This window comes from Arthrobacter sp. Soil761, assembly GCF_001428325.1.
In the GTDB taxonomy this organism is placed as follows: domain Bacteria; phylum Actinomycetota; class Actinomycetes; order Actinomycetales; family Micrococcaceae; genus Arthrobacter.
In genome coordinates this window covers 1-22,495 of record NZ_LMSF01000014.1, presented here as the reverse complement: position 1 = coordinate 22,495, position 22,495 = coordinate 1, and the positions used below count along the sequence as shown (strand labels likewise).

The 22,495-nt window shown below is 68.7% G+C and carries 11 protein-coding genes and 1 pseudogene; all 12 read right to left on the bottom strand.

Annotated elements, in window-relative coordinates:
* Positions 1 to 48 precede the first annotated feature (48 nt).
* Positions 49 to 672, bottom strand: coding sequence for a hypothetical protein (locus tag ASG79_RS11150; protein WP_056390975.1), 624 nt, complete (start codon positions 670 to 672; stop codon positions 49 to 51).
* A 123-nt stretch (positions 673 to 795) separates the two neighbouring features.
* Positions 796 to 5,241, bottom strand: a complete 4,446-nt coding sequence (locus ASG79_RS11145) for an FtsK/SpoIIIE domain-containing protein (RefSeq protein ID WP_056390972.1) — start codon at positions 5,239 to 5,241, stop codon at positions 796 to 798.
* On the bottom strand, positions 5,238 to 5,942 hold the full coding sequence (locus ASG79_RS11140; RefSeq protein WP_018771884.1) for a hypothetical protein: 705 nt from the start codon (positions 5,940 to 5,942) through the stop codon (positions 5,238 to 5,240). Before ASG79_RS11140 ends, ASG79_RS11145 begins: the two co-directional genes overlap by 4 nt.
* Before the next feature lie 78 nt (positions 5,943 to 6,020).
* Entirely contained in the window at positions 6,021 to 7,802 is a 1,782-nt protein-coding gene (locus tag ASG79_RS11135; protein WP_056390969.1) for a serine/threonine-protein kinase, read from the bottom strand.
* Positions 7,799 to 9,799: an FHA domain-containing protein gene (locus ASG79_RS11130; protein ID WP_056390967.1), complete on the bottom strand. Its 2,001-nt coding sequence runs from the start codon at positions 9,797 to 9,799 to the stop codon at positions 7,799 to 7,801. Before ASG79_RS11130 ends, ASG79_RS11135 begins: the two co-directional genes overlap by 4 nt.
* Positions 9,786 to 10,718, bottom strand: a complete 933-nt coding sequence (locus ASG79_RS11125; protein WP_056390964.1) for a PP2C family protein-serine/threonine phosphatase — start codon at positions 10,716 to 10,718, stop codon at positions 9,786 to 9,788. Before ASG79_RS11125 ends, ASG79_RS11130 begins: the two co-directional genes overlap by 14 nt.
* A complete protein-coding gene (locus ASG79_RS11120; protein WP_056390961.1) occupies positions 10,715 to 11,995 on the bottom strand; it encodes an RDD family protein in 1,281 nt (426 codons plus the stop codon). The genes ASG79_RS11125 and ASG79_RS11120 overlap by 4 nt, the downstream gene beginning before the upstream one ends.
* Positions 11,996 to 12,256: 261 nt before the next feature.
* Positions 12,257 to 12,337: pseudogene (locus tag ASG79_RS24105) on the bottom strand (zinc-ribbon domain-containing protein); the annotation flags it as partial.
* Positions 12,334 to 14,967 carry a transglutaminaseTgpA domain-containing protein gene (locus tag ASG79_RS11115; RefSeq protein WP_056390958.1) on the bottom strand — a complete coding sequence of 878 codons (2,634 nt, stop codon included), beginning with the start codon at positions 14,965 to 14,967 and terminating at the stop codon, positions 12,334 to 12,336. The gene ASG79_RS11115 and the pseudogene ASG79_RS24105, both read right to left, overlap by 4 nt.
* Positions 14,964 to 16,307, bottom strand: a complete 1,344-nt coding sequence (locus ASG79_RS11110) for a DUF58 domain-containing protein (protein WP_018771878.1) — start codon at positions 16,305 to 16,307, stop codon at positions 14,964 to 14,966. Before ASG79_RS11110 ends, ASG79_RS11115 begins: the two co-directional genes overlap by 4 nt.
* A gap of 73 nt (positions 16,308 to 16,380) precedes the next feature.
* Positions 16,381 to 17,352, bottom strand: a complete 972-nt coding sequence (locus ASG79_RS11105) for an AAA family ATPase (RefSeq protein ID WP_018771877.1) — start codon at positions 17,350 to 17,352, stop codon at positions 16,381 to 16,383.
* Between the two features lie 52 nt (positions 17,353 to 17,404).
* Positions 17,405 to 22,495: Ig-like domain-containing protein (locus tag ASG79_RS11100; RefSeq protein WP_056390955.1), on the bottom strand; the 5,091-nt coding region annotated here is incomplete at its 5' end.

Sequence of the window (22,495 nt, the reverse complement as noted above, 5' to 3'; positions counted from 1 at the left end):
CTTGCCTTACACCTGCGACAGCCAGCGGGCAGGGCGGCGTGAACGCTGTCAGTGCGAGCGCAGCCGGTTCCGGTTTCGGTTCCACCAGGCGAAGGCGCCCGCGGAAACGCCCACCAGCAGCGTTCCAAGGGCGATGGGCAGGAGCGCAGGTCCGCCGGGGCCCTCGTCACGGGCAGGGGCAGCAGCGGCAGCCATCCGGGCAGGCCCGGGAGTCCGGTTGACCGGGCTGTTCCAGTCCACCCCGCTGGAGGGGCCGGTCGGCGGCCGGTAGCCGGCAGCGGGTGACGTGGTTCCGGTGGCGGACCCATCCGGGAGTTCCGCTGCCGTGGCGGGAGGCCCGGCCGGTTCGGGAGTGCCTGCCTGCGGCTGCGCGGCTGGCTCCGTTGGCTGCGGCTGGAGTGGCTGGGCGGGAGGCTCGGCGGGTGGCGCCGGCTGGGCCGGCGGCTGGGCAGCCTCCTTGGATTTGCGGGGCCGGCCGGGGTCGGGGTTGTCGGCAAGGATGGGCACGCAGACAAGACCGCAGTCTGGTGGGGCCTGGGTGCCTGCCGTCGGAGAGGGGTCCGCGGTTGCAGCCAGCGCGGGACCGGTGGAAAACAAGCCGAGGGCCAGGGCAAGGACAGCTGCTGATGACGTCGTCGAAACAGTGCGGACGATCGGGGCGGACGGGGTCATTGCTACCTTTCGATGCGCGCAGTCCCCCCACCGCGGCTTTCTGGTGTCCCCGGTAGTCTTCTACAACGTCCTGCGGGGCCGCAAATCCCGACGGATCGCGGCCCCCGCATTCATCGGCGCTGTTCAGTCCCGGTTTTCGGGCGGGAGCGCCACCTGGATTTTCCGTGCCTTGCCCCGCCCCACCACGTACCCGCGGCCCGGAATGAAGTCCGGGCTGACCCGGCCCAGGGACGTGTTGAGCAGGCTGTCGCCCTCAATATCCCCCGGGTTCAGCAGCAGGCCGCGGCGGCCCGATTTGAAGGGCTGGGCAAGCTGCCAGGCGGAGGACCAGGTGGAGGATTCGGACTCGCCGATGACCCATTGGTCTGCTTTGAGGGACGCCGTCACCAGCTGCGCCATTCCTGACTCGGCGATGGTGTCGGTGAACTCGGTGAGGCCCTCGATGAAGAAGGCCACGGTGCCAGGGTTTCCGGTGGAGTGCTCCACCAGGTCCTCCACCACTTCGGCGACGTCGTCCGGGCCCACCACGGCGCGGTTCCAGATGGGGAGGGACGCGACGGCGGACCGGCGGGACCCGAGGTAGACCAGTTCCGTGGCGGGATTGGACCGGCGCAGCGCGTAGGCCAGGGTGACCAGCGCCACGGTGCGCCCCGAGCCCGGCGGGCCGGCCAGGAGCAACGGTCCGCGCGCCATGAGTTCGGCCGGTTGCAGGGACTCGTCGTCCACTCCAATAACGGGCAGGTCGGGGCTGCCGGCCGGCAGGACATCCAGGTCCACCTGCTCGGGGAGACGCTCAATGCCCGGGGCGGTTTCCAGGCCCTGCCGCTGCATGGCTTCGCTGAGCTTATGGACCTCGCGGGCCTGCAGGGCCAGGTTCGAATTGCCGCCCAGGACGGCCAGCTGGACTTCAAGCCCGTCCAGCAGCCCACGGCCCGGGGGCGACGTGGCCGTGAGGACATCCCTGGGAACATCCATGGAAATGTAGTCGTCCTCAGAGGACAGGCGCAGGACCAGGCGGCGCTGGATGGAGGCGAGCAGGGACGCGGGGACGGCGTTGGGCCGGTCCCCGGTCACCACCAGGTGGATGCCCAGGGTCCGGCCGTCCGTGGCCAGCTGCAGGAAGATGTCCCAGAGCCCGGAAAGCTTGCTGTGCTCGTACGCCTCACGGAAGGCTGACATGCCGTCCACCAGCACGAAGATCCGCTTCTCGTCCGGCCGGTTGGCCAGCCTCCGGTACTCCACGATGGTGGAGGCGCGCACCTCGGCGAACTGCGCGGAACGCAGCTCGGCGATGTCCCGGAGGAGGCGCAGCAACCGCCCGACGCGTTCGACGTCGTCGCCATTGATGATTTCCCCCACGTGCGGAAGCTCCTCAAGCATCCGCAGCCCGGAAGAGCCGCAGTCGATGCCGTAGACGTGGACGGGGCCGCCGCGCGGGGTGACGGCCCCGGCAATCGCGATGCCGCGCAGGGCGGCGGACTTGCCGGAACCACCGGTGCCGTAGATGGCCATGTTGCCGTCGCGGTCAGGCTCGTAGAAGACGGTGGGCTGGTCCTGGTGGACGGGGTCGTCCGCGACGCCCAGCAGCAGCTGTTCGTCGGTGCGGGGGTTGGGCAACTTGGAGAAGTCGTAGGTCTTGGCCAGCTCGTCCAGCCATGGTTTCCGCGGCGGCCGGATGGCCAGGGTGTCCGCCGCGTGCACGATGGTGGAGGTCATCCTGGCAATGTCATTGGGACCGGCCGGTTCCGGGGCCGCAGGCTTTTCGGGTGCCGGAGCTTCCCAGCTGGGACCGGAGCCGAAGGCCATCTCCACGATGTCGATCTGGGGGCGCTGCGGTTTATCCGTGGTCCAGCCGCCGGCGTAGCCGGTCTGGAAGCCCTGGATCCGTCCGGGCCCGGTCTTGGCGGCACCGCGGCCCGGGATGGCGGGGTCGAAGTAGGCCGCATCCGGCACCCCCAGGATGTCGGTGGCGTCGTCCTCGTCGGCCATGCGCAGCGCCACCCGCAGGTTGGTGTTGGCGCGCAGGTTGTCCTTGATGACGCCCGCCGGCCGCTGGGTGGCCAGGATGAGGTGCAGGCCCAGGGAGCGGCCGCGGGCGGCGACGTCCACCACGCCGTCCACGAATTCGGGCACGTCGTTGGCCAGCGCGGCGAACTCGTCCACGATGATCACCAGGTACGGCGGCGCCTCCGGGTCCGCCTCCCGCTGCAGGGCCAGCAGGTCCTTGGCCTTCTTCCGGTTCAACAGCTGCTCGCGGTAGTGCAGCTCCGCGCGCAGGGATGTGAGGGCCCGCCGCACCAGGTGCGGGGAAAGGTCCGTGACCAGGCCCACCGTGTGTGGAAGGTTGATGCAGTCGGCAAACGCCGCTCCGCCCTTGTAGTCCACGAAAAGGAAGCTGACCCGGTCGGGGCTGTAGGCCGCAGCCATGCCCATGACCCACGACTGCAGGAACTCGGACTTGCCGGCACCGGTGGTCCCGCCCACCAGGGCGTGCGGTCCTTCGTTCTTCAGGTCCAGGTACAGCGGCTCGATGCCCTTGGAGCCCACCAGCGCCCTGAGGGTCCCGTTGTCCTTGCGGTTGGCCACGGCGGTGGCGTGCAGGGAGTTGTTTTCCGTCCAGCGCTCCACCACGGCCTGCGGATTGTCCAGGAAGTCCTTGCCGATCAGGGCCGCATAGGACACCGCGCGGGGCAGGTCGGAATCGTCATTGACCGGCTTGCCCACGTCAACCACGGGCGCCAGCATCCGGGCCAGCTGTGCTGCGAGCTCCGCGTCCACGCTCTCGCAGCTGACCGGGTAGGTGTGGCGGCCCAGCCGGACCTGGCCGGTGGTGGTGCCGTGGTCGCCGTCCACCACCATGAAGTCACGGCAGGCAGCCGGGAGTGACTGGATGTCAGTGGCCACCCACAGGATGTGCACGCCGGAGTCGGGACCGCGTTCGGCCAGCCGGGTCAGGCGGCCGCGGTCCACCGGGGCGTCGTCCTCCACGATGACCAGCACGGAGGGAAGGACCGGCTCTTCGGGCTCATGCTTCACGGGGTCGATGCCGGGGCGCAGGTCCGGGCCTGACCGTTTGGCCGCCGCCTCCCGGGCGTCGACCAGGTCCTCGAGGCGGGCCAGCAGTGAAGAGCCGCCGGCCGACCCCGCGGCAAGGTGGTCCCCGCCCAGCGGGCTGTGGCCCGAGCCTACGTGCGGCAGCCACTGCAGCCAGTTCCAGCGCTCCCGGGACTGGGCGGACGTGATGGCGGTGAGGACCACCTCGGCCGGGGAATGCAGTCCCACCAGCTGCAGCACCATGCCACGGGCCACGTCGTCCACCAGGCCGCGGGCGCCGGCGATCCCCAGCGCGCCGGAGGTGCGCAGCTGGGACACCACGGGGACGCCTTCGATCCCGCTGAACTGCTTGATGCAGTCCTGGATTTCGCGGCTGTACTGGACCTCGGTGTCGTTGCTGGAGGGCTCTTCCAACGGGATGCGGGACGGGGCGGTCCCCAGCCCGAACCGCAGGCCGAGGAACGACGGGTGTTCCGGCCGGTGCGTCCACAGCAGCGGCCCCAGCTTGTAAATCGCGTCCACCGTGTCGCTTACGGACGGCGCTTCCTGCAGCCGGACCGCGCGTTCCACCTGCTGCAGCTCCGTAAGGTCCTGCCGGAATGCGGCCATGGCGGCGCGGAACTGCTTGAGCTGCTCCTTCTGCTGCTTCCGGGTCCGCATTGTCTGGTCCACGTGGTGGCCCACGATGAACAGGGGCATCATCAGCATGAACACCATGGAGAGCACGTTCTGCGTGACCGCGAAAATGACCGCGCCCATCATCAGCGGTGCCACCAGCATGATGTAGGGGAAGGGATGGTCCTCGGGGCGCTTGGGCCCGGCAGGAAGAACCCGCTTGGGGACGTCGAAGCGGGGCACCACCCGCGGGGAGCGGTTGAAGTCCACCAGGGGCGACGTCGGCGCTGCCGCATGGTTGTGGCCCAGCGGCACCACGGTGACGGTGGTGTCACCCAGGGTCACCGTGTCGGAGGAGTTCAGCGTGGCCCTAGTGACGGGCAGCCCGTCCATCAGCAGGCCGTTGGCGGAGTTTGTGTCAACGATCTCGATGCCTTCGCCCACCGTGATCCGGGCGTGCCGTTTGGAGGTCAGCGGATCCGTCAGGCGGACGTCCACGTCCCGGTCCCGGCCAATGTAGCTGGTGCCGGTGGGCAGCGAAAATTCCCGCCCGGCGTCGGGCCCTGACAACACGCGCAGGGTTGCGGCGGCCGGTCCCCGGTTGGCCCCGGGTTCGTGGAACTGCCCACTGACCTGGGCCAGCGATACCACCGAGCCGGGGCGCAGGCCTGATTCGAGGAGGTTGTCCTCCCGGGCCAGGATGTTCCCGCTGATGCCGGCACCCACGAACGCTTCATCGATCCGCAGCGAAAGGTTGTCCGGCGCGGGGGTGCCTTTACGGGCGGGGTCCGCCGTCCACAGCACGGTGGCGATGTCGGCCACGGTGGCCATGCCGTCCACCGTGACGGCCAGGTCCTTGGCGTCGGCGGGTTCGCGGCGGAGTGTCAGCCGGATCCTCATCCTTCGTCCACGCCCCTCATCTTCTCCAGCAGGTACAGGTCATCGGGGGTCACCAGGTGGGTGGTGACGGCGTGTTCAACCAGGCGTGCCCGGCGGTTGGTGGCCAGCTTGCCGCCGCCGCCGCGCAGTCCCGCCACGCCCACCCGGTCCAGCTTGTCGCAGACGTTGTCCAGCTTGCGGTTGAAGCGCGTCAGTGCCCAGCCCAGGGTCTTGGCGGCCGCCGCGGAGGACGGGATGGTGCTGAAACCGGTGCCCTCACGCCGGAGCACAGGCTCGGCGAGCGCCACGATCAGCGCCTTCTGCGCGTCCGTGAAGACCACGGGGCCGATGGTGGTGTCCCCGTTGCCGGCTTCTTCGCGGGCTTCCTGCCGGAAGGACGGCGTCTTCACGTGCACGGCGAACTCGTAGGTGGTGGGCCCCGCCGTGAAGATGACATTGGTGTGGCTGAACACCAGCGGAATCCGCGCTCCGGGTGACAGCCAGGCCTGCATGCCGCCGGAGGCGTCAGCCACGGTGGCGGAGAGCATGCTGCCCACGTTGCTCAGCCACCAGATGCCGTCGTAGCGGGCAACCTGCAGGAACTGCCGGTGCAGGTACGGGTTGTCGTCCACCTCAAGGTCGCCTTCGCGGCCGATGTTGAAGATGTCCTCATCCGATGGCTCGTACCATTCGCCACAGAAATCTATTGCTAGATCCCCCATGATCTGTGCCTCCTCAAGGCAGAACTGTTGCGGTAGTCGGAGTGGTGGTGTTGCCGTGAAACCGGCAGTGCGGGACGTTCATTGGCCGGTGCAGGCGATGGAACCGGACCCCAGCGGTGAGAACGCACCGTCCGAGCGGACGATCATGACCTGGATGCAGGTTTGCCCCGACGGGTTGGGCCTGAGCCGGACGGGCGCCTGCGCGATGGATTGGTAGTCGCCGCCCACACCGATGGTATAGACCCTCCATTTGTAGGTATCGCCCGGCTTGGGGTCGGGGTTGTTCCAGTAGAAGGATGCCTCGCCGTTGGTGTCGACCGTTCCGGCCAGGCCTTCGACATCGGGCACGGTGCCGCTGTCCAGGGCGTCCGCAGGGGGTTTGCTGGCCTGCTGGGTTTCCACCGCCTTGGGGGTGCCTGTCGCCGTGTTGGCCACCACGATGCCCACCACAGCCGCCAATACCAGGAGGGTGCCGCCGGCGATTGCGAGCCAGAGGTTGCGTTTGCCGTGGTCGGCCTTCGGAGCCGCTTGCGGCTCGTCCGCCTTCACCGCCCGCTGGACTGTTGCGTCCACGGTGTAGCCCGTGTCCTGCGTTCCTCCTGTGCCCGTGACGGGTGCACCGTAGTTGGCCGTCCCTGTGCTGCCACGCAGGACGGTGGACTGCGCCCACTCCCCCTGGCCGGCGCCGTCGTCCGTGGCTGCCGCCGGAGCAGCCGCCCCGGTGGCCGCCGCCCACGTGGTGCGGGCCGGAATCTGCGGCACTGCCGGGGCAGGCTGCCATTGGCTGGGGCTGGCGGGAGCAAAGTGCGACGGCGGGAGGGCGCCGCCCCCGGGCCCCGTCGCGTCAGTCCCGGTGCCGGTCGGGTTGGGGCGGGTGCGGGCAGGGAACGTGGGTGCGCTGCCGGTCCGCTCCGGATCGATGGCAGCAATGCTGCGGACGCGCGTCTCCTCGGTGCCGTCGTCCGGGTGGCCCTCCTCCTGCTGCGGCTCCTCCAGGACCTCGAAGGGCGTGACGGAAAGGTTGAGCTCGGCCTGGATGCGCTGCAGGGCCAGGGCGAAGGCGTGGGCCGAGGAGTACCGGGACTGGGGCGATTTGGCCATGGCGGTTGCCAGGGCCAGTTCCAGTGATTCCGGCACATCGGCACGGCCCAGCCGCGGCAGCGCCATGTTGCTGATCCGGTTGATCAGTTCACGCTGCGAGTTGTCCGCGCCCGGCATCACGAAGGGTGAACGTCCGGCCAGCAGGGTGTACAGCGTGGCGCCGAGGGCCCACACGTCCACCATGACGCCGTCAACGCCGCCGTCCCGGAACTGTTCGGGCGGGGACCAGGGAATGGACATGCCCGAATCGTCATCAGAATCCCCGGCCAGGGTGCCGGAGATGCCGAAGTCGGTGAGGGCCGGACGGTTGTAGTCCGTCACCAGGATGTTGGCGGGCTTGATGTCGCGGTGGGCGATGCCGGCGCGGTGGGCGGTTTCGACGGCGGAGGCCACCTGGATGCCGACCGCCAGGACCTCGTCAACGCTGAAGCGCTGCCGCCGGTAACGCACGTCCAGGCTGGGCCGGGAGCAGTACTCCATGGCCAGGTAGGAGTGCCCGTCATCGGTGACTTCCGCTTCGAAAATGGTGACGATGTATGGGTGCGAGGACAGCTGGGCCATGAGGTTGGCCTCGGACTCGAACCGCCGCCGCGCGCCCTCGGTCTTGAGGTCCGAGAGCAGCACCTTGACGGCGACTTTCCGGCGCGGCCTGTCCTGTTCGTACAGGTAGACGTCGGAAAACCCGCCGGAGCCGAGCAGGCTGATGTAGGTGAAGCCCTGGATGCGGGGCGGCGGCGCAACGGGCCGTTTGGAACTCAAGGAATCTCCTCAAAACGCAGTGAGATGTTGTCGCCCAGCTCCGCGATGTCGCCGTCGAGCAGGATGGCCATCTCGTTCTGGGCCAGGCGGCGCGGCGGTTGGCCTTCGCGGACCAGGACAGTGCCGTTGGTGGCCTTGAGGTCGCAGAGCATCACGTGCCAGCCCTCAAGCCGCACCTCGACGTGGGACCGGGAAATGTCGCCGCCGGGGCTTGCCACCTGGACGAGCCGCGGCATCACGCCGCCCTGCACCCGGGACACTGACGGCTGCCTGCCGATGACCATCGACTGGTCGAGGTCCAGCAGTTCGCCGGTGGACAGGCGCATCCGGCCCAGCCTGGGACGGGCCACCTGCACGGCATCCGGCAGCAGGGCAGCCCCGCAGGCGCTGCAGAGGGCACGTGTGGGTGGGTTGGCGTGGCCCTGGGCACAGACGCGGGCCAGCACCATTGGTCCATTGGCGGGGTCCTGCTGGACGGCCGGCGCGTTTGTTGCCGGACCGGACGCGGTTCCCGGCAGGCTGCTTTTCATCACTGTCTGGCCATCGTGGTCGGGGTCGAAGCCGGTGCCGGTGCCGGATACAGCAGGCGCCGGTACGACGGGCGCAGGTGCCCCGGATGCCGGTGGAGCCAGTGGCGTGCCGTGGGTTGGCGACGGGGTGAAGGCAGGGGCGTCCGGGGCCGGCGTAGCTCCCCCCGTGCGCCACGGGACGGAGTCGATGAGGACGCCGGCGGAGGCAGGACGGGGCCGGCCTGACGGCTCCCCAGTTGTACCGGCACTGGATCCCACTTCAAGTCCGGCGCCAGGTGTGGGCTGATGCCGGCCGTCGGTCTCTGTCGCAGTCCCGGAACCGGCTGCCGGCACATCCGGGGCCGGGGCCTCCGGGCTGCGGAGGGCGGGCAGGGGTTCGGCTGCCGGCAGGGCCGGGCGTTGCTGCGGGGACACCTGGCCGGAATCGTCGTCAGGGTCCTCACGCACGGCAGCGTCTTCGATGTGCCGCATGACGGTGCGGTCCCAGAGATGGTCATAGGACGTCGTCATCTCCGCTGCGGGACCGGCGCCGGCTCCGGTGGGGGCAACGCCGGCGAAGCCTGTCTCCGGCACCTCAATTGGGGCGGGCTCACCTGAAGCATTCCCCACAGCTTCTCCCTCAGCGCCGCGATCCCCGCCGGCACCAATCTCACCGTCGACACCACGCTCCCCGTCGACACCAATAATGAAATCCGGGGCAATAGTGGCATCGGGGTCATGGGCATCCCGGGCGTGGGCGTGTGCGGCTTCCGCTGGATCGACCACCCCGTCGGCCGGGCGTTCATCAACGTCCTCTTCGATGACCCCCAGCACCGTTTCGGCCGAGGCTGCATGCCCGGGCAGGAGCGTGGTTTCGGGCAGGTCTTCCGCCTCGTCCGGAACGTCCGGCTCCCGCAGGTCAGCCGGGGCGTGGCCGGCGGGAGCAGCAGAAGCCTCGTCGCTGCCGGAAGTTTCCGCCGGTGCAACAGCATCCGCTGCGGCCGGAGCATCGACCGCAGCCGGGCCGGAGCGTGCGCCCAGGGTCAGGGACTGCAGCAGCACCACGCCCTCACCGAGCGGCAGCTCGGGTTGTTCGGTGGCGAGCCCGGCGGTACCGGTGGTCCCAGCCGCAATCGCCACCCGGCACGTGCCGGGGACCACGAATTTGCGTTCGTTCCAGGTGGTCACGTCCCGGCCGTCGAGGTCCACGGCTCCCCCGGGCTGTTCGACGGTGAGGTCGATGTCGCCCCGCAGGAAAACCCGCAGGGATCCGTTGAAATCCAGGATGCCGAAGGATGGGATGCGGGTGAGGGATCCGCCGGAAGTGCTGGTCACGGCGGCGAGGATCTCGTGCGGCTCAGGCCGGCCGGCCAGGAGTTCCCACAATGCGCCTGCGAGTTCCGCGGGCGACCCGGGGCCCAGGAGGACTGCGGTGCGGGACCTGACAATGCCCAGCCAGGTGCCGGGGATGTAGCTAGCGGCGGTCATCGTCCGGCTCCCCGTTGTGGTCCGCGGTCTCCTCCACCGGTGCGGGCAGGGGCTGCGTCACGGCTTCGGATGCCTGCGGCCGCGGCAGGGTCACTTCGTCCCCGTCAGCGGAGGTGAGGCGGGGCGCGGTGGTGCCAGCGCCGTCGTCGTTCGAAACGTTCCTGGCGTCCACCACGATGGCCGTGACGTTGTCCCGGCCGCCGCTGCGCAGGGCGGCCTGGATCAGGGCGTCCACCGCCTCCTGCGGATCCGCCACGCTGCTGAGGATCCGGAGGATGTCATCGTCTGCCAGTTCCCCCGTCAGGCCGTCGGAGCAGACCAGGACGCGGTCGCCTTCCTCCACGGGAAGGAGCCAGTAGTCCGCTTCCGTCTCGTCGCCCGTGCCCAGGGCCCGGGTGACCACGTGTCGCCGCGGGTGGACGGTGGCCTCCTGGGCGGTGATTTCGCCCGCGTCCACGAGTTCCTGGACCTCCGAGTGGTCGACGCTGATCTGCTCGAACCGTCCCTGGCTGAGCCGGTACGTGCGGGAATCGCCGATGTTCACCACCAGCCAGTACGGCATGCCCATCTGTTCCACCACGACAGCACCGGTAAGGGTGGTGCCGGCACGGGCTCCGGTGGCCTCACGGATCGAGTTGTCCGCACGCACCAGGTACTGCTGGAGGACGGCAGCGGTGATGCTCCGCTCCCCCGTGGCCACCTGGGGAATCCCGGCCAGGGCCCGCACGCACAGGCCGCTGGCGATTTCGCCGGCTTCATGGCCGCCCATGCCGTCAGCGACGGCGAAGACGGGATCGGCGGCGATATACGAATCCTCGTTCAACTCCCGGCGGAGTCCCCTGTCCGTTCCGTAGCCGTAGCTGAGGCTGAGTCCCGGCCCCGGCTGGATGGTGGAAACACTGGCGGGGTGCTGGTTCATGCCTGTCCTAGGTAAAAGGTACGGTCTCCAAAGTGCACGCTGGATCCCGGGGTAACAAACGTGGGGACGCCCGGCACCAAGGGGGTGCGCAGGCCGTCCGGGGTGGTGACGGCGCTTCCATTGGTTGACTGGCGGTCCGTCACCCAGATGCCCGCGCCGTCGGTGAGCAGGTGCAGGTGCGTCTTGGAGATCGAACGGCCGGGGTCATCCACAGCCAACAGCTGGGCCTGCTGTTCCCCGGCCTGCCCCACCGGGTTCCGGCCCACCAGGACGCTGCGGTCCAGCTGGAAGTCGCGGCCGTCGTCCAGGCGGATACGGAGGACGGCCACAGGGGCGGGGCCGCCGGTTCCGGGCCGCACCTGGGTGCGTTCGACGTCGTCGTCCACATGCGGCGGGGGCATCCGGTGGCCGGCGGCGGGCGGCGGCGCGAAGGAGGCAGGTGGGCTGTAGGGCATGGTCTGCCACGGCAGGGCGGCCGACGGCGAAGGTGCCTGGGGTGCCGGAGCCGGAGGTTGCGCCGCAGGGGTTTGCAGAGGGGCATGAGGGGCTGGGTGTACAGGGGCTGGGTGTCTGGGGGCTGGGTGTCCGGGGGCTTGGTGTACGGGAGTCTGGGCCACGTTGGCGCCGGCCACCGGCGACAGGACCTGCTGCACGGGCGGCAGGTCCAGGGGCGCGAAGCTGTAAGGCCCTTGGATGCCACCGGTGGTGATGGGATCGCGGCCCGCCTTGACATCGAACACCAGGGTCTTGGCGGCGGTGTCATTCCAGCCCCGCAGCCCGCCGTCCCTGTCCCACCGGCTGGAAACCACCACCAGCACGGCCCACGCGCCACCCACCAGGAGCAGCGGGCCAAGGATGGGCAGGGCGACGTCAAACCACTTGAAGACCACCACCAGCACCGCGGCCAGCACGGCCAACAGGATGCCTGCTCCGGTGATGAGGCCACGCAGGAACACGGCGCCGGCGCCGGGAGCGTAACCGTCCTGGTCCGCGCTGCGGATGCCCATCAGCAGGTTCCCGGGCGTTTTGCCGGTGCGTGCTTCCAGCCCGAGCACCACGAAGAGGTAACCCAGGGTCAGGCCAAGGCCGATGCCGCCAAAGAGCACCAGAGAGGACGTGTCATAGACAATGAAGCCACCGCTTCTGGTGCGGGTAATCCCGGCGAATCCGATGGCAAACGTCACCACCAGCACCGCCACCCCAGGCAGCCAATCAATGACGGCAGCGCCAAGCCGCTTGCCCGCCGCAGCCGGAACAAGCTGAAGGTTCACTGCCATTCCCGTTCCTCCCCCTGGAGCGGCCCCCACCCTTGTGGTACCGCCCGTCCTGCCCGGCACGGTACCCGTATGCAAGGTGCCCGCTTGCGCGGTGCCCGTCAATGCGGTGCCCGCCGGCTGTGCCGGGGGCCTTTCTACTACCGGGATAGTACCGGGAATCCCGGACGAGTGCGCGGGGCGCGCTTCCCCGGGATCGCTCCTTGCTTGGTCTGCCGACAGGTCCGGGGTGCGGGGGCGGCGCGCCGCCCTGTTGGGCAGCGGCGCGCCGCAGGCAGTGCAGAACGTGGCACCCTCAGGGACGGGCTGCCGGCAGCGCGGGCAGCGTTCGGGATCGAAGGTCACTGCTGGCCGGGTCCTTGCTGGTTGGGTCCTTGCTGGTTGGGTCCTTGCTGGTTGGGTCCTTGCTGGTTGGGTCCTTGCTGGTTGGGTCCTTGTTGAACAGGCCCTTGCTGAACAGACGGTGCGCCGGCACTGCCGGAGGCACGACGGCGGCGGGCAGCGATGAACCCGGATACCGCCGGCAGCGACACCCGGCCGCCGCGCAGGCTGGCGCCCTTGCCTGCGTTCATCGCGGCCCGGGCGTCGGCAAGCAGCGAGCGCGGCGAGAACCGTGCCTGCTGCCGCCGCCAGAACCCCATCCCGGAGGTCATCTCCTTGAGGGAACCATCAACGATGGTCCAGTACTCGCGGACATCCTCTTCGGTTGGTTCCCCGGCGCCGAAGATCGAGGCGTCGGCCCGGCGCGCCAGCATGGTGGTGGTCCCCTGGGTCGCCGGGAAGGCATCGGCCAGGACCGCAGCGCTTTCCCGCCGTGTCGAACGGGTGTCGACGGCGGCACCCAGGTCGGTTGCCAGGCTCACCACCTCGTTCCAGCCCCCGCCCACGCGCTGGGCGGGATGGCCGTCCCGGAAACGGGACTTCCGCCGTCGTGCCTTCAACAAGGCGATCAGCAACAGCGGCAGGCCCAGGATCACCAGCGGGATGGCGGCGACGCCCAGCGCGCCCAGGAGGGCGCCCCAGAACAGCCAGGGATTGTTCTTCTTCTGGTCCGCGTCCAGCGCGTCCGGTGAAGAATCTGGCGGCAGGTCCGCGGGCTCCTGCGGCGGGGGCGGCGGCTGCAGCACCTGCGGCTTGGGCTTGGACTTGTTCTCGGGGTCCGGCGGAATGGGGATGTTGTCCTTCGGCGGGGTGGGGTCGAAGCTGACCCAGCCCACGCGTTCAAACGCGACCTCCACCCAGGCGTGGACGTCCTTTCCGGTGATCTTCACCTCGCCCGCACCGTTCTCCGGGCTGGTTGGTTCAGGGTAGAAACCCATCACCACGCGGGACGGGATGCCCAGGTGCCGGAGCATCAGGGACATGGCCACCGCGTACTGTTCATCGTCGCCGAGCATCTGCTTGGCGGTCAGCAGGTTGCGGATCCGGGCTGAACCGTGGCCGGAGACGCTGGGGAGCTGCCCCTCGCTGACCAAACCGTTGCTGAAGGCCCCCGTCTTCTGGAAGTGCGCCTCGATCTGGCGCACCCGGTCGATGGCCGTGGGCGCGTCGGCGGACAGGTCGTTGGCCTGGGAGCCCACCACCGGCGGAACTTCCAGGGGGTCGGGAAGGGAGACCTTCGCGAAGTCGTACTGTGTCAGCTGCCCGTGCTCGAGTTTGGCAGGGTCGGACACCTGGACGGTGTAGGAGTCGCCGCGGGACAATCCGCTGGTGGTGACGGCGGTGTCCGTTCCGGGGTTGAAGTAGAGGCCGGCAGCCGCAGCCGAGCCGGACTGGTCAAAGCTGATGCCCGTGGTCTTCCGGCCGCCGGGGACGAAGAAGCCCTGGTAGTCCTCCACGTTGATGCTGATCGAGTAGTCGTTGGTGGGTACTACCCCGGATGTGTCGGCCAGGGTGTTGATGGACTTGGCGTCGCCCACCTTGCTGAAGTTGCCCGAACCGTTAGGGTCCATGTTGTAGTTGGTGCCGTTGAAGGCATCCAGGGCGCCAAGGCGCACCCGGCCGTCCCGCGGGAGGCCTTTGACGACGAACAGGGTGTCGTCCTTCTTGTCCTTGACGTAGCTCCGGAAACTGGCCAGGGGGGTGATGTAGTCCTTGGGATCGAACGGCGGTACCACCACGTTGCGGAGGACCTTCCGGTCATCGCCGGCGCTGACCATTGGCGCGGCCACCGCGGTGATTCCCACGCTGGCGGCAATCACCCCCGCGGCCATGCCCAGCCGGCGGATCCTGGCGCGGCGTGCGGTGGCACTGTCCGCCTGGGGGCTGTTCACCGCTACCCGGCGGGTGCTGTTCCGGCGCAGGGCGTCCCGGCGGAAGGTTGCCCAGGCGATGCCGAGGACGGTCAGGCCGATGCCGCGTTCCAGGGTCAGGAACGCGGCGTTGGTGCTGAAGGCGATGCCCGTGACGAACAGGACCAGTACCGGCAGGAGCGGCAGGTAGGGGCTCCTTGCCCGCCAGGTCAGGAGCGCTGCCACGAGTGCCAGGACCAGCGAACTTAGGAAGGGGACGATGAGCACGCCGCCGGCGGTTCCCACCGGCACCCCCACCGTCAGCATGTCCTTCCAGGCGAAGACAACGCCCAGGAGCAGGGTCCGCAGCGAATCCAGGGTGGGGACGAATCCGGCGATGGCGGCGTCCGGCACCGCCAGCAAGGTTCCGAACACCAGGTAGACGGCCAGGGCCAGGGCGGTGGTGATCAGCAGCCCCAGTCGCAGGTGGGCGTTCGCCGCGCCGATGCCCAGGCCAAGGATGATGCCGCCGAACCCGGACAGGAGGTAGTACGGGTCGCCGCCGAAGCTCAAACCGAATCCGAGCAGGCCCAGGCCCAGCAGGACCACCAAGGCTCCGGCATCGATCAGGAAATGCCAGGCCGGCTGGCCGTCCGCAAAGGCCGAATCCGGGGTGGCAGCCTTGCGGCGGGTACGGGTTTGCGGGGAACCGCTTTGTGGCGAATGGCCGGGTGCGGTGCTCATGCGGCAGCCTTTCTCAGCACGATGGCAAGGTCGGCCAGGTCGCCGAGCGTCAGGACAGTGAGGTCTGCGATGTTGGCCCTGGAGGGGGCGGCGCCGGTTTCCACCCGGACCGCCAGGCTTCGGACGCCGGGCGGGACGGAGGCTGCAGCGGAACGGAGCTGGCTTGCCGTCACATTGCTGCCCACCACGAAGAACACGACGGAGGCATTGGGCACCGTGTCGGCCAGGGTCCTGGCAAGGTCGACGGCGGTGCGGCGCATCGGGGTGCCGACGATCCGGGTCATGTCATCAAGCATGTTGCGGCCGGTTTCGCAGCGCAGGGGTCCTTTTTGCGTGAGCACATCCAGTTCCCGCTGTTCGCGGATTGCCTGCCGGCCGATGGAGGCGGCCACCGAGATGGCCATCTCGAACTCGTTGTCGGAAGCGTATTCGTCCGTGTTAATGGACAGCGAGATGGCCAGGTGGGCGCGGCGGGTTTCCTCGAACTGGCGCACCATCAGCTTGTTGGTCCGGGCCGTGGTCTTCCAGTGGATGTGCCTGCGGTCATCCCCGGGCACGTAGTCGCGCAGGGCGTGGAAGGAGACGTCGGCGCTGGACAGATCCGTGGTGGGCATGCCCTCGAGGTCGCGGATGAAGCCTGCGGCGGAACCGGCCAGGGCAACGGTGCGCGGGTGGACGAAGAGGTCCTCCGGCTCGGTCCAGAGGACCTGGCGGCGCAGCAGGTGCAGGGGGTCGGCCCGGACGGAGCGGACCGGTCCCACCACGATGACGGCGCGCCGGGCGGTGGGGATGGTGAACAGGTCCTCATGGACCTGTCCGGGCTTCATCCGGGGCAGGTGGAAGACCGCCGTGGTGCTGCCCACCGGCAGTTCCAGCGCGGCCGGCAGCAGCGGCCGGGCCGACGTGTTGGAGACGGCAATGCTGCCGACGGCGCTGTCCCCCACCGCCACCCGCGTGCGGGCAAGGTCCAGCACCACGCCGTAGGAGGACCTGCCGAGGATGAAGGCCACCGCGATCACGAACATGGCGAAGGCGGCAATGGACGCTGCCGTGGCTTCCTGCCAACCGAAGGCCTGGCCTGTGGCCCACAGCAGGATGGCAGCGGCCAGGACGGACCACCCCAGGATGCTGACCACGGACAGCACCGGCCAGGCGTACCTCAGCCAGGTGTCCCGGACAGCCCGCCCGGCGGGTGCCAGGGCGAGGAGGGCGGTGCTGCTGGCTTCGGACCATACGGCCGCGGGGTGCAGCCGGGTGGGGCGGCCGTTCCGGTGGAAGGGTTGCCGGAGACGCTCCGCGAGCCGGGTCAGCGGGGCGCCGCTGGACGTGCCGTCAGACATAGGGGTGTGCCTTCGTTGTTGCGCTGGAATGTCAGTGGTGGTGGCTGCGGCTTGAAGCCGCGGGCCCGGCGCCTCAGGCGTTGGTGCGCTGCTGCGGGGCGGCGACGTCGGCGAGGATCCTGGTCAGCACGGCCTCAGCGGTGGCGCCCGAGAATTCGGCTTCGGGGTCCATCACGAACCGGTGGGTCCACACCACGGGTGCCAGTTCCTTGATGTCATCCGGCAGCACAAAGTTCCGTCCCTGCGAGGCAGCCCAGACCTTGGCGGCCCGGACCATGGCCAGGGCGCCGCGGACGGAGACGCCCAGGCGCGTCTCCGGGGCACTGCGGGTTTCCTCGCAGAGCCGGGAGATGTACTCAAGCACTGCGGTGTCCACGTGCGCCGTGGCGGCGAGGTCGGCCATGTCCGCCACCGCCTGGGTGGTGATGACGGCAGACAGGTCCTTGGACCGGTCCTTCAGGTTGTTTCCGCCCAGCAGCCGGACGGTGGAGGCGTGGTCAGGGTAGCCGATGGAGGTCTTGATCAGGAAGCGGTCCAACTGGGCCTCGGGCAGGCGGTAGGTACCTGCCTGCTCGATGGGGTTCTGGGTTGCCATGACCATGAAGGGGCGGCCTGCCTCGTACGTGACGCCGTCCACGGTGACCCGGGATTCCTCCATGACTTCCAGCAGCGCCGACTGGGTCTTCGGCGAGGCACGGTTGATTTCGTCGGCCAAGACGATGTTGTTGAAGATGGGGCCCTTGTGGAACTCGAACTTCTGCGTCTTCTGGTCGTAGATGGTCACACCCGTCACGTCGGAGGGAAGCAGGTCAGGCGTGAACTGGATGCGGTTGTTGGAGCCCTGCACCGTGGCGGCGAGGGCCCGGGCCAGGGAGGTCTTCCCGGTGCCCGGAGCGTCCTCGAACAGGACGTGGCCCTCGGCCAGCATGGCGGTGAAGGTCAGCCGGATGACGTGTTCCTTGCCCAGCACCGCCTGCCCCACGTTGGCAACCAGCTTTTCGAACGTGTCGGCAAACCACTCGGCCTGCTCAATGGTCATGGTCATGAAATGTGCTTCCTTCTACTGGTCGAAATTCCCTGTTTGATGCTGGAGCTAGCTAGCGGTTCGGCATGCCGGCCGGCGGGTTGCAGCCCACGTTGGAGGTGTCGCAGCGGAGCCAGTTGCCCGCGGCCATTCCTTCGCTCAGGTGGTACCAGATGCCGCTGGGATTGTTCGAGGTCTTGTACCAGACCTGGTAGCGGTCAGCCCGGGAGTAAGCGCCTGCGTCGAGCCAAATCCCCTCACCCGTGCACTGTGATGGGTTGCCGGCAACGTAGCTGTCGGTGCCCTTGCGGGGCTCCGTGCAGCTGCGGACAGGGCTGGCCGTGACGTTCCAGGACGTGGGCGGCGGCGGGGTGTTGTCTGGACCGGAGGTTGAGGTTGCCGGTCCGCCAATCGCCCCGTCCACCACCGTTACGGCGCGGACGCGCAGCCTGTGGCTCTGGTTCCATCCACCGGCGCCCGCGTCATAGCTGGTCGCCTTGCCCACGTTCTGCCAGCCTCCGCCGTCCATGCTGACCTCATAGTGGTTAAGCGGACGGCCGTTGGTGCTGGGGTTATTCCAGGTCCAGTGCACCTGCCCGTCGCCCTTCGCCGATGTCGTGCCGTTCACGTTGGGGGCATTGGCCGGACCATAGGGGTTCCCCGTGCCGATGGCCTTCGCGTCGCCGGACATGTTGTTCTTCGTGGACGTTGCGATGATCGTGACAGTGATGTCCCTGCCGTTGGTCATGCCGCCAATGGTTCCGCCCCCGGCCTTGATGGCGCCGGTCTTGCCGTCGGCGTTGTAGGAGTAGGCAATCTCGGACGCCGTGGAGCCGTTGCGCTGGGCATCCGTCAGCGGCGTGAACGTAACCTCCAGCTGACCGCTGGTTCCGTTCTCCCGCACCGTCCCGCCGTTGACCTGTCCGGGCTTGCCGGCCGCCCGGATGGGGGCCGACTGCGCACTGGTGGCACTGGTACCGGCCTTGTTGGTGGCAGCCACCGTGAAGGTGTAGTTGGACTCGGAGTTGTCCACGGTGACGTTCTGCGAGGTGCCGGCAACCTGCTGGCTGGCCACCGCCGCGCCACCACGGAGGGTGGTCAGGGTGTAGGACGAGACAGGGTCGCCATTGTTGTTGGGCGCGGACCAGACCACTCGCAGCTGGCTCTGCGAGCCCACCGGAGTTGCCTGCGACACGCTTGGCGCGGCAGGGGTCGCGGGAACACCGGCCGGGACTTCGGCCGCCGAATACGGGCTCCACTCGGACGGGTCCTTGGCGTCGTTGCGGGCCAGGACGCGGACCTTGTACGACACCCCGTTCTGCAGTCCCTTCCACACATAGCTGACGGAGGTCAGGTTCTGGATCTGGGCGTTCTGGCCGGCCGGCGCCGGTGAGATCTCCAGGTCGTAGGACTTCACCGGGGAGCCCTTGCTGGCCGGTGCGGTCCAGTTGACGGCCAGTTGCTTGTCGCCGAATTTCAGGGATGGGGCCAACGGAGTATCCGGTTTGACGTCCGGCCGGACGTCCGCCGAGGCCGGCGACCGGTCCGACTCGCCGAATTCATTCGTGGCCGTGACCTGGAAGTGGTAAGTGGTGTTGTTGGTCAGCCCGTTCAGGGTGCAGGTGTTGGCGGGGCAGTCCTGCCGGAACCCGCCCTCCCCATACACCGTGTACTTGGTGATGGCTGAGCCCCGGTCCGCGGGGGCGGACCAGTTGAGCAGCGCGGTTTGGTCCCCCACACTCTGTGCCTGGGGCGTGGTGGGCGCTGCAGGTTTGTCCTTGACTGTCAGCCGGACCCGTGCCGTGGCATGCCGGGAGCTGTCCTGCGTCTTGTCCTCCACGGTGTACGCCACCACCAGGGTTCCGGTGAAGCCGGGAGCAGGCGTGACCGTCACCGAGTCGCCGTTGACGCCTACGTTGCCGCTGCCTGTTTCGGTATTGGCGGCGATGATCTTCAGCGGTGTTTCGGGGAACGGGTTGGCGTCGTTCGCCAGGACGTTGATGGTCACGGGCTTCCCGGCGGCGGCGTTGGGCTCCACGTCGTCATTGGCCACCGGCTTGGGCCGGTTGGAGGCTGTCACGGCGAGCGGGTACGTGGCCGTGGCTTCGAGGCCGCGGGAGTCCGTCGCCTTGACCTGCACGGCGCCCCTGGTCCCCGTGGCCGTCGAGTCCGCCGCGGAAACCTTCAGGGTCCTGCCTTCGATGCGTGCACTGAAACCGCCGGGCGGGTCGCCCACCAGCTGGTACTTCATCTTTTCGACGTCGTCCCGGTCGGGATCGGAGGTCAGCTTTCCCAGGTCCGTGCTGGCCGTGTCGCCCTTGGGGACATCAACGTCCGCGCCGAGCAGCTCGGGCGGGTTGTTTTTGTTGGGGTCCGGCAGGACCTTGGTGCGGATGCTCAGGGTGGACTTCAGGCCGGCGGGATCGTCAGGTCCGGTGCCGTCGGTCACCTCGAACGTGAGGGACCCCGGGCCCACGTAGTCGGCGCCCGCCGTGTACTTCAGGCCGGTGCCGTCTCCCGTGACCGGATTCCCGCCGTCGGCACCGATGAGTTTGATCCGGTCCACCTGGGTCAGCCGCGGCGAGCGTCCCTCCCGTACCTTGACCCAGTCCTTCAGGTCGACGTCCACGGACTGCCCGGCCACCACTTCAAGGACCTCGTCCTTGGCCAGGGTGGGAACCTGCTGGCCCAGGCCCGGCACCCAGATGATGGCCGTTGACTGCTGGCCGTCCACGTCCTCCACGGTGTACGGGACCAGCTGGGGCTGTTCGGTAAGGTCCACCAGCATGTTGCCGTTGCCGCCAGGCCGCGCCGTGGTGGCCTCCGTGCTGATCTTCAGGTTCTCGCCCACGCCGTCGGGGTCCTCGTCGTTCTTGAGGACCGGCACATCAACGGCGGTCTTGCCCATGGCCTGGGCAGACGTCACCCTGTCATCCCGGGCAATCGGGGCTTTCAGGGGCACTTCGTTGTCAACCACCAAGCGGATGGTGGCCTGCGCCGTGGCATCCCGGTCGTCGGCGACGGTGTACCGCACATTGACGGTTCCGGCCTCGTTCGGGGCCAGGAGGATGATGCGGCCGCTGTTCCTGCTGACGGTGGCCTGCAGTGCCGGGTCGGCGTCGATGCCGTCGGTGAGGATGCGGATGCGGTCACCGTCGGGATCGGTATCGTTTGCCGTTGCGTCGACGGCGATCTGCCGGCCCGGGCGTACCCGGACCTCGTCATCCACCGGGGTGGGCTTCTGGTTGGACTCGCCGCGGGGTGCGATGCCCACCGTCACCGTGCCCGTGTTGATGGCGCCCTGGCGGTCCACCACTTTGTAGCGGAAGGTGTCTGTACCGGCGCCGTCACCTGCGGCGGTGAAGTCGATGAAATTGCTGCCCACCGTGGCGGTTCCCATGGCAGGGGTGCTGTCGATGCCGGTCAGCTGCACCGAGTCGCCGTCGGGGTCAATGCCGTCAAGGGGGACCGGAATCCGGACGGTGCCGGCCGCCACCACGCGGGCGGTCAGGTTGCGCGGCTGGGGGCGGGAGTTCTCCGCGCCCTCGAGCGGCAGGATGTGGATGGTGACGGCGGCTGCGCTCTTCTGGCCCTGCGGATCCACCGCGTTGTAGATGGCGCGCACGGTCTTGGGCTGGCTGCCGGCGATGAAGCGGAGCGTGTTCTCGGAGACGAAGCTCTTGCCGTCGGCGGGATCCACGGCCTGCGGCAGGACGGGGTCCACAGACAGTTCCTGGCCCTGCGGGTGGGTGTCGTTGTCCAGGACGGGGATGGTGACCACGTCGTTGACGCGGACATTGACTTCATCCGGTTTGGGTTGCGGCGCCTCCACCACGGCCGGCGCCGGGACGGGCACCACTGACACGCTGCCGGTGGCCGACTTCCTGCCGTTGGACATGGTGTATTCGAACAGTATGGGGTCCTTGGTACCCAGGATGTCGGTGATCCGCAGGACGCTGTGGTTGATCACGCTGACGGACACAGTCGCGTTATCGGGGAGTTTGACGGACTGCAGCACCAGGACGCCGCCGGAGGGGTCGGAGTCGTTGGCCAGGGGATCCAGCAGGACGCTGCCGCCGGTGGGCATCAGGGCCACGTCGTGGACCGCCACGGGGTCGCCGCCGTCGTTGCCGGATTCCACGTCGACGCGGATGAGGCCCTGGCTGCTTTGCGGGCCGTTGCTGGCAATGTAGGTGAGGTAGACCGGACCGGGGGTGGTGCTGCGGAAGGTGAAGGTGCCGCCGTCGGTGACGGGGCCGAGTTCGGCAGGGCCGTTGGCTTCCACCTGGGCCAGCCGGAGGGCACCACCGTTGGGATCGACGTCGTTCTTCAACGGGGAGATGACCAGGTCCTGGCCCACGACGGCGGTGACGTGGTCGGCGTTGACCACGGGTGCCAGGGCGCCGGGCGGCTGGACATTGACCACCACCTTGCCGGTGACAGTGGCGCGGCCGTCCCAGATGGTGACCTGGACGTTCTTCTTGCCGGCCGTGGCCCCGGAATCCTGGAAGGTGAGCAGGCCGTCGCGCCGTACCTTGACCTGGTCCTGGTCGTTGTCGGCCTTGGCATCCAGCAGGACCAGGTCATCGCCGTCGGGATCGATCCAGTCGGTGAGGATGTTCTGGCTGACGGTCTTGCCCTGTTCCACCAGCATGGTGGTGTCTTCGCCGCGCTTGAACTTCGGCGGCTTGTTCTCATCGGGTCCTACGACGCTGAGCGTGACCTGGCCCGTGGCGGACAGGCCGCGGCCGTCGGAGGCGCTGTAGTTGAAGGTCTCCGTGCCGGGTTTGGCGTCCGCGGGCACGGTGATCTGGAACGCCGTGCCGCCGTAGATGCTTTCCAGGGTGCCGGACTTGGGCCCGGCCTCCCCGACCGCTGCGGTGAGCACGTCGCCGTCGGGGTCGGAGTCGTTGTCCAGGACGCTGAGGATGGTGGTGCGGCCCGGGCGGACTCCGACGGCGTCGGGCTTGGTTTCCGGCGGACGGTTGGGTTTGGTGCGGTCCGGCAGGATGTTGATGGTGTTGTTGTCCGCCGACTCCTGGTCCTGGTCGTCGGACTGGTTCTTTGGTGGGATGACGTCGTCCCAGTTGTTGACCAGCTGCATGTTCTGGTTCACCAGCCACACGTTCCCGGAGTTCACATCATTCAGGACCACCAGGTCCCG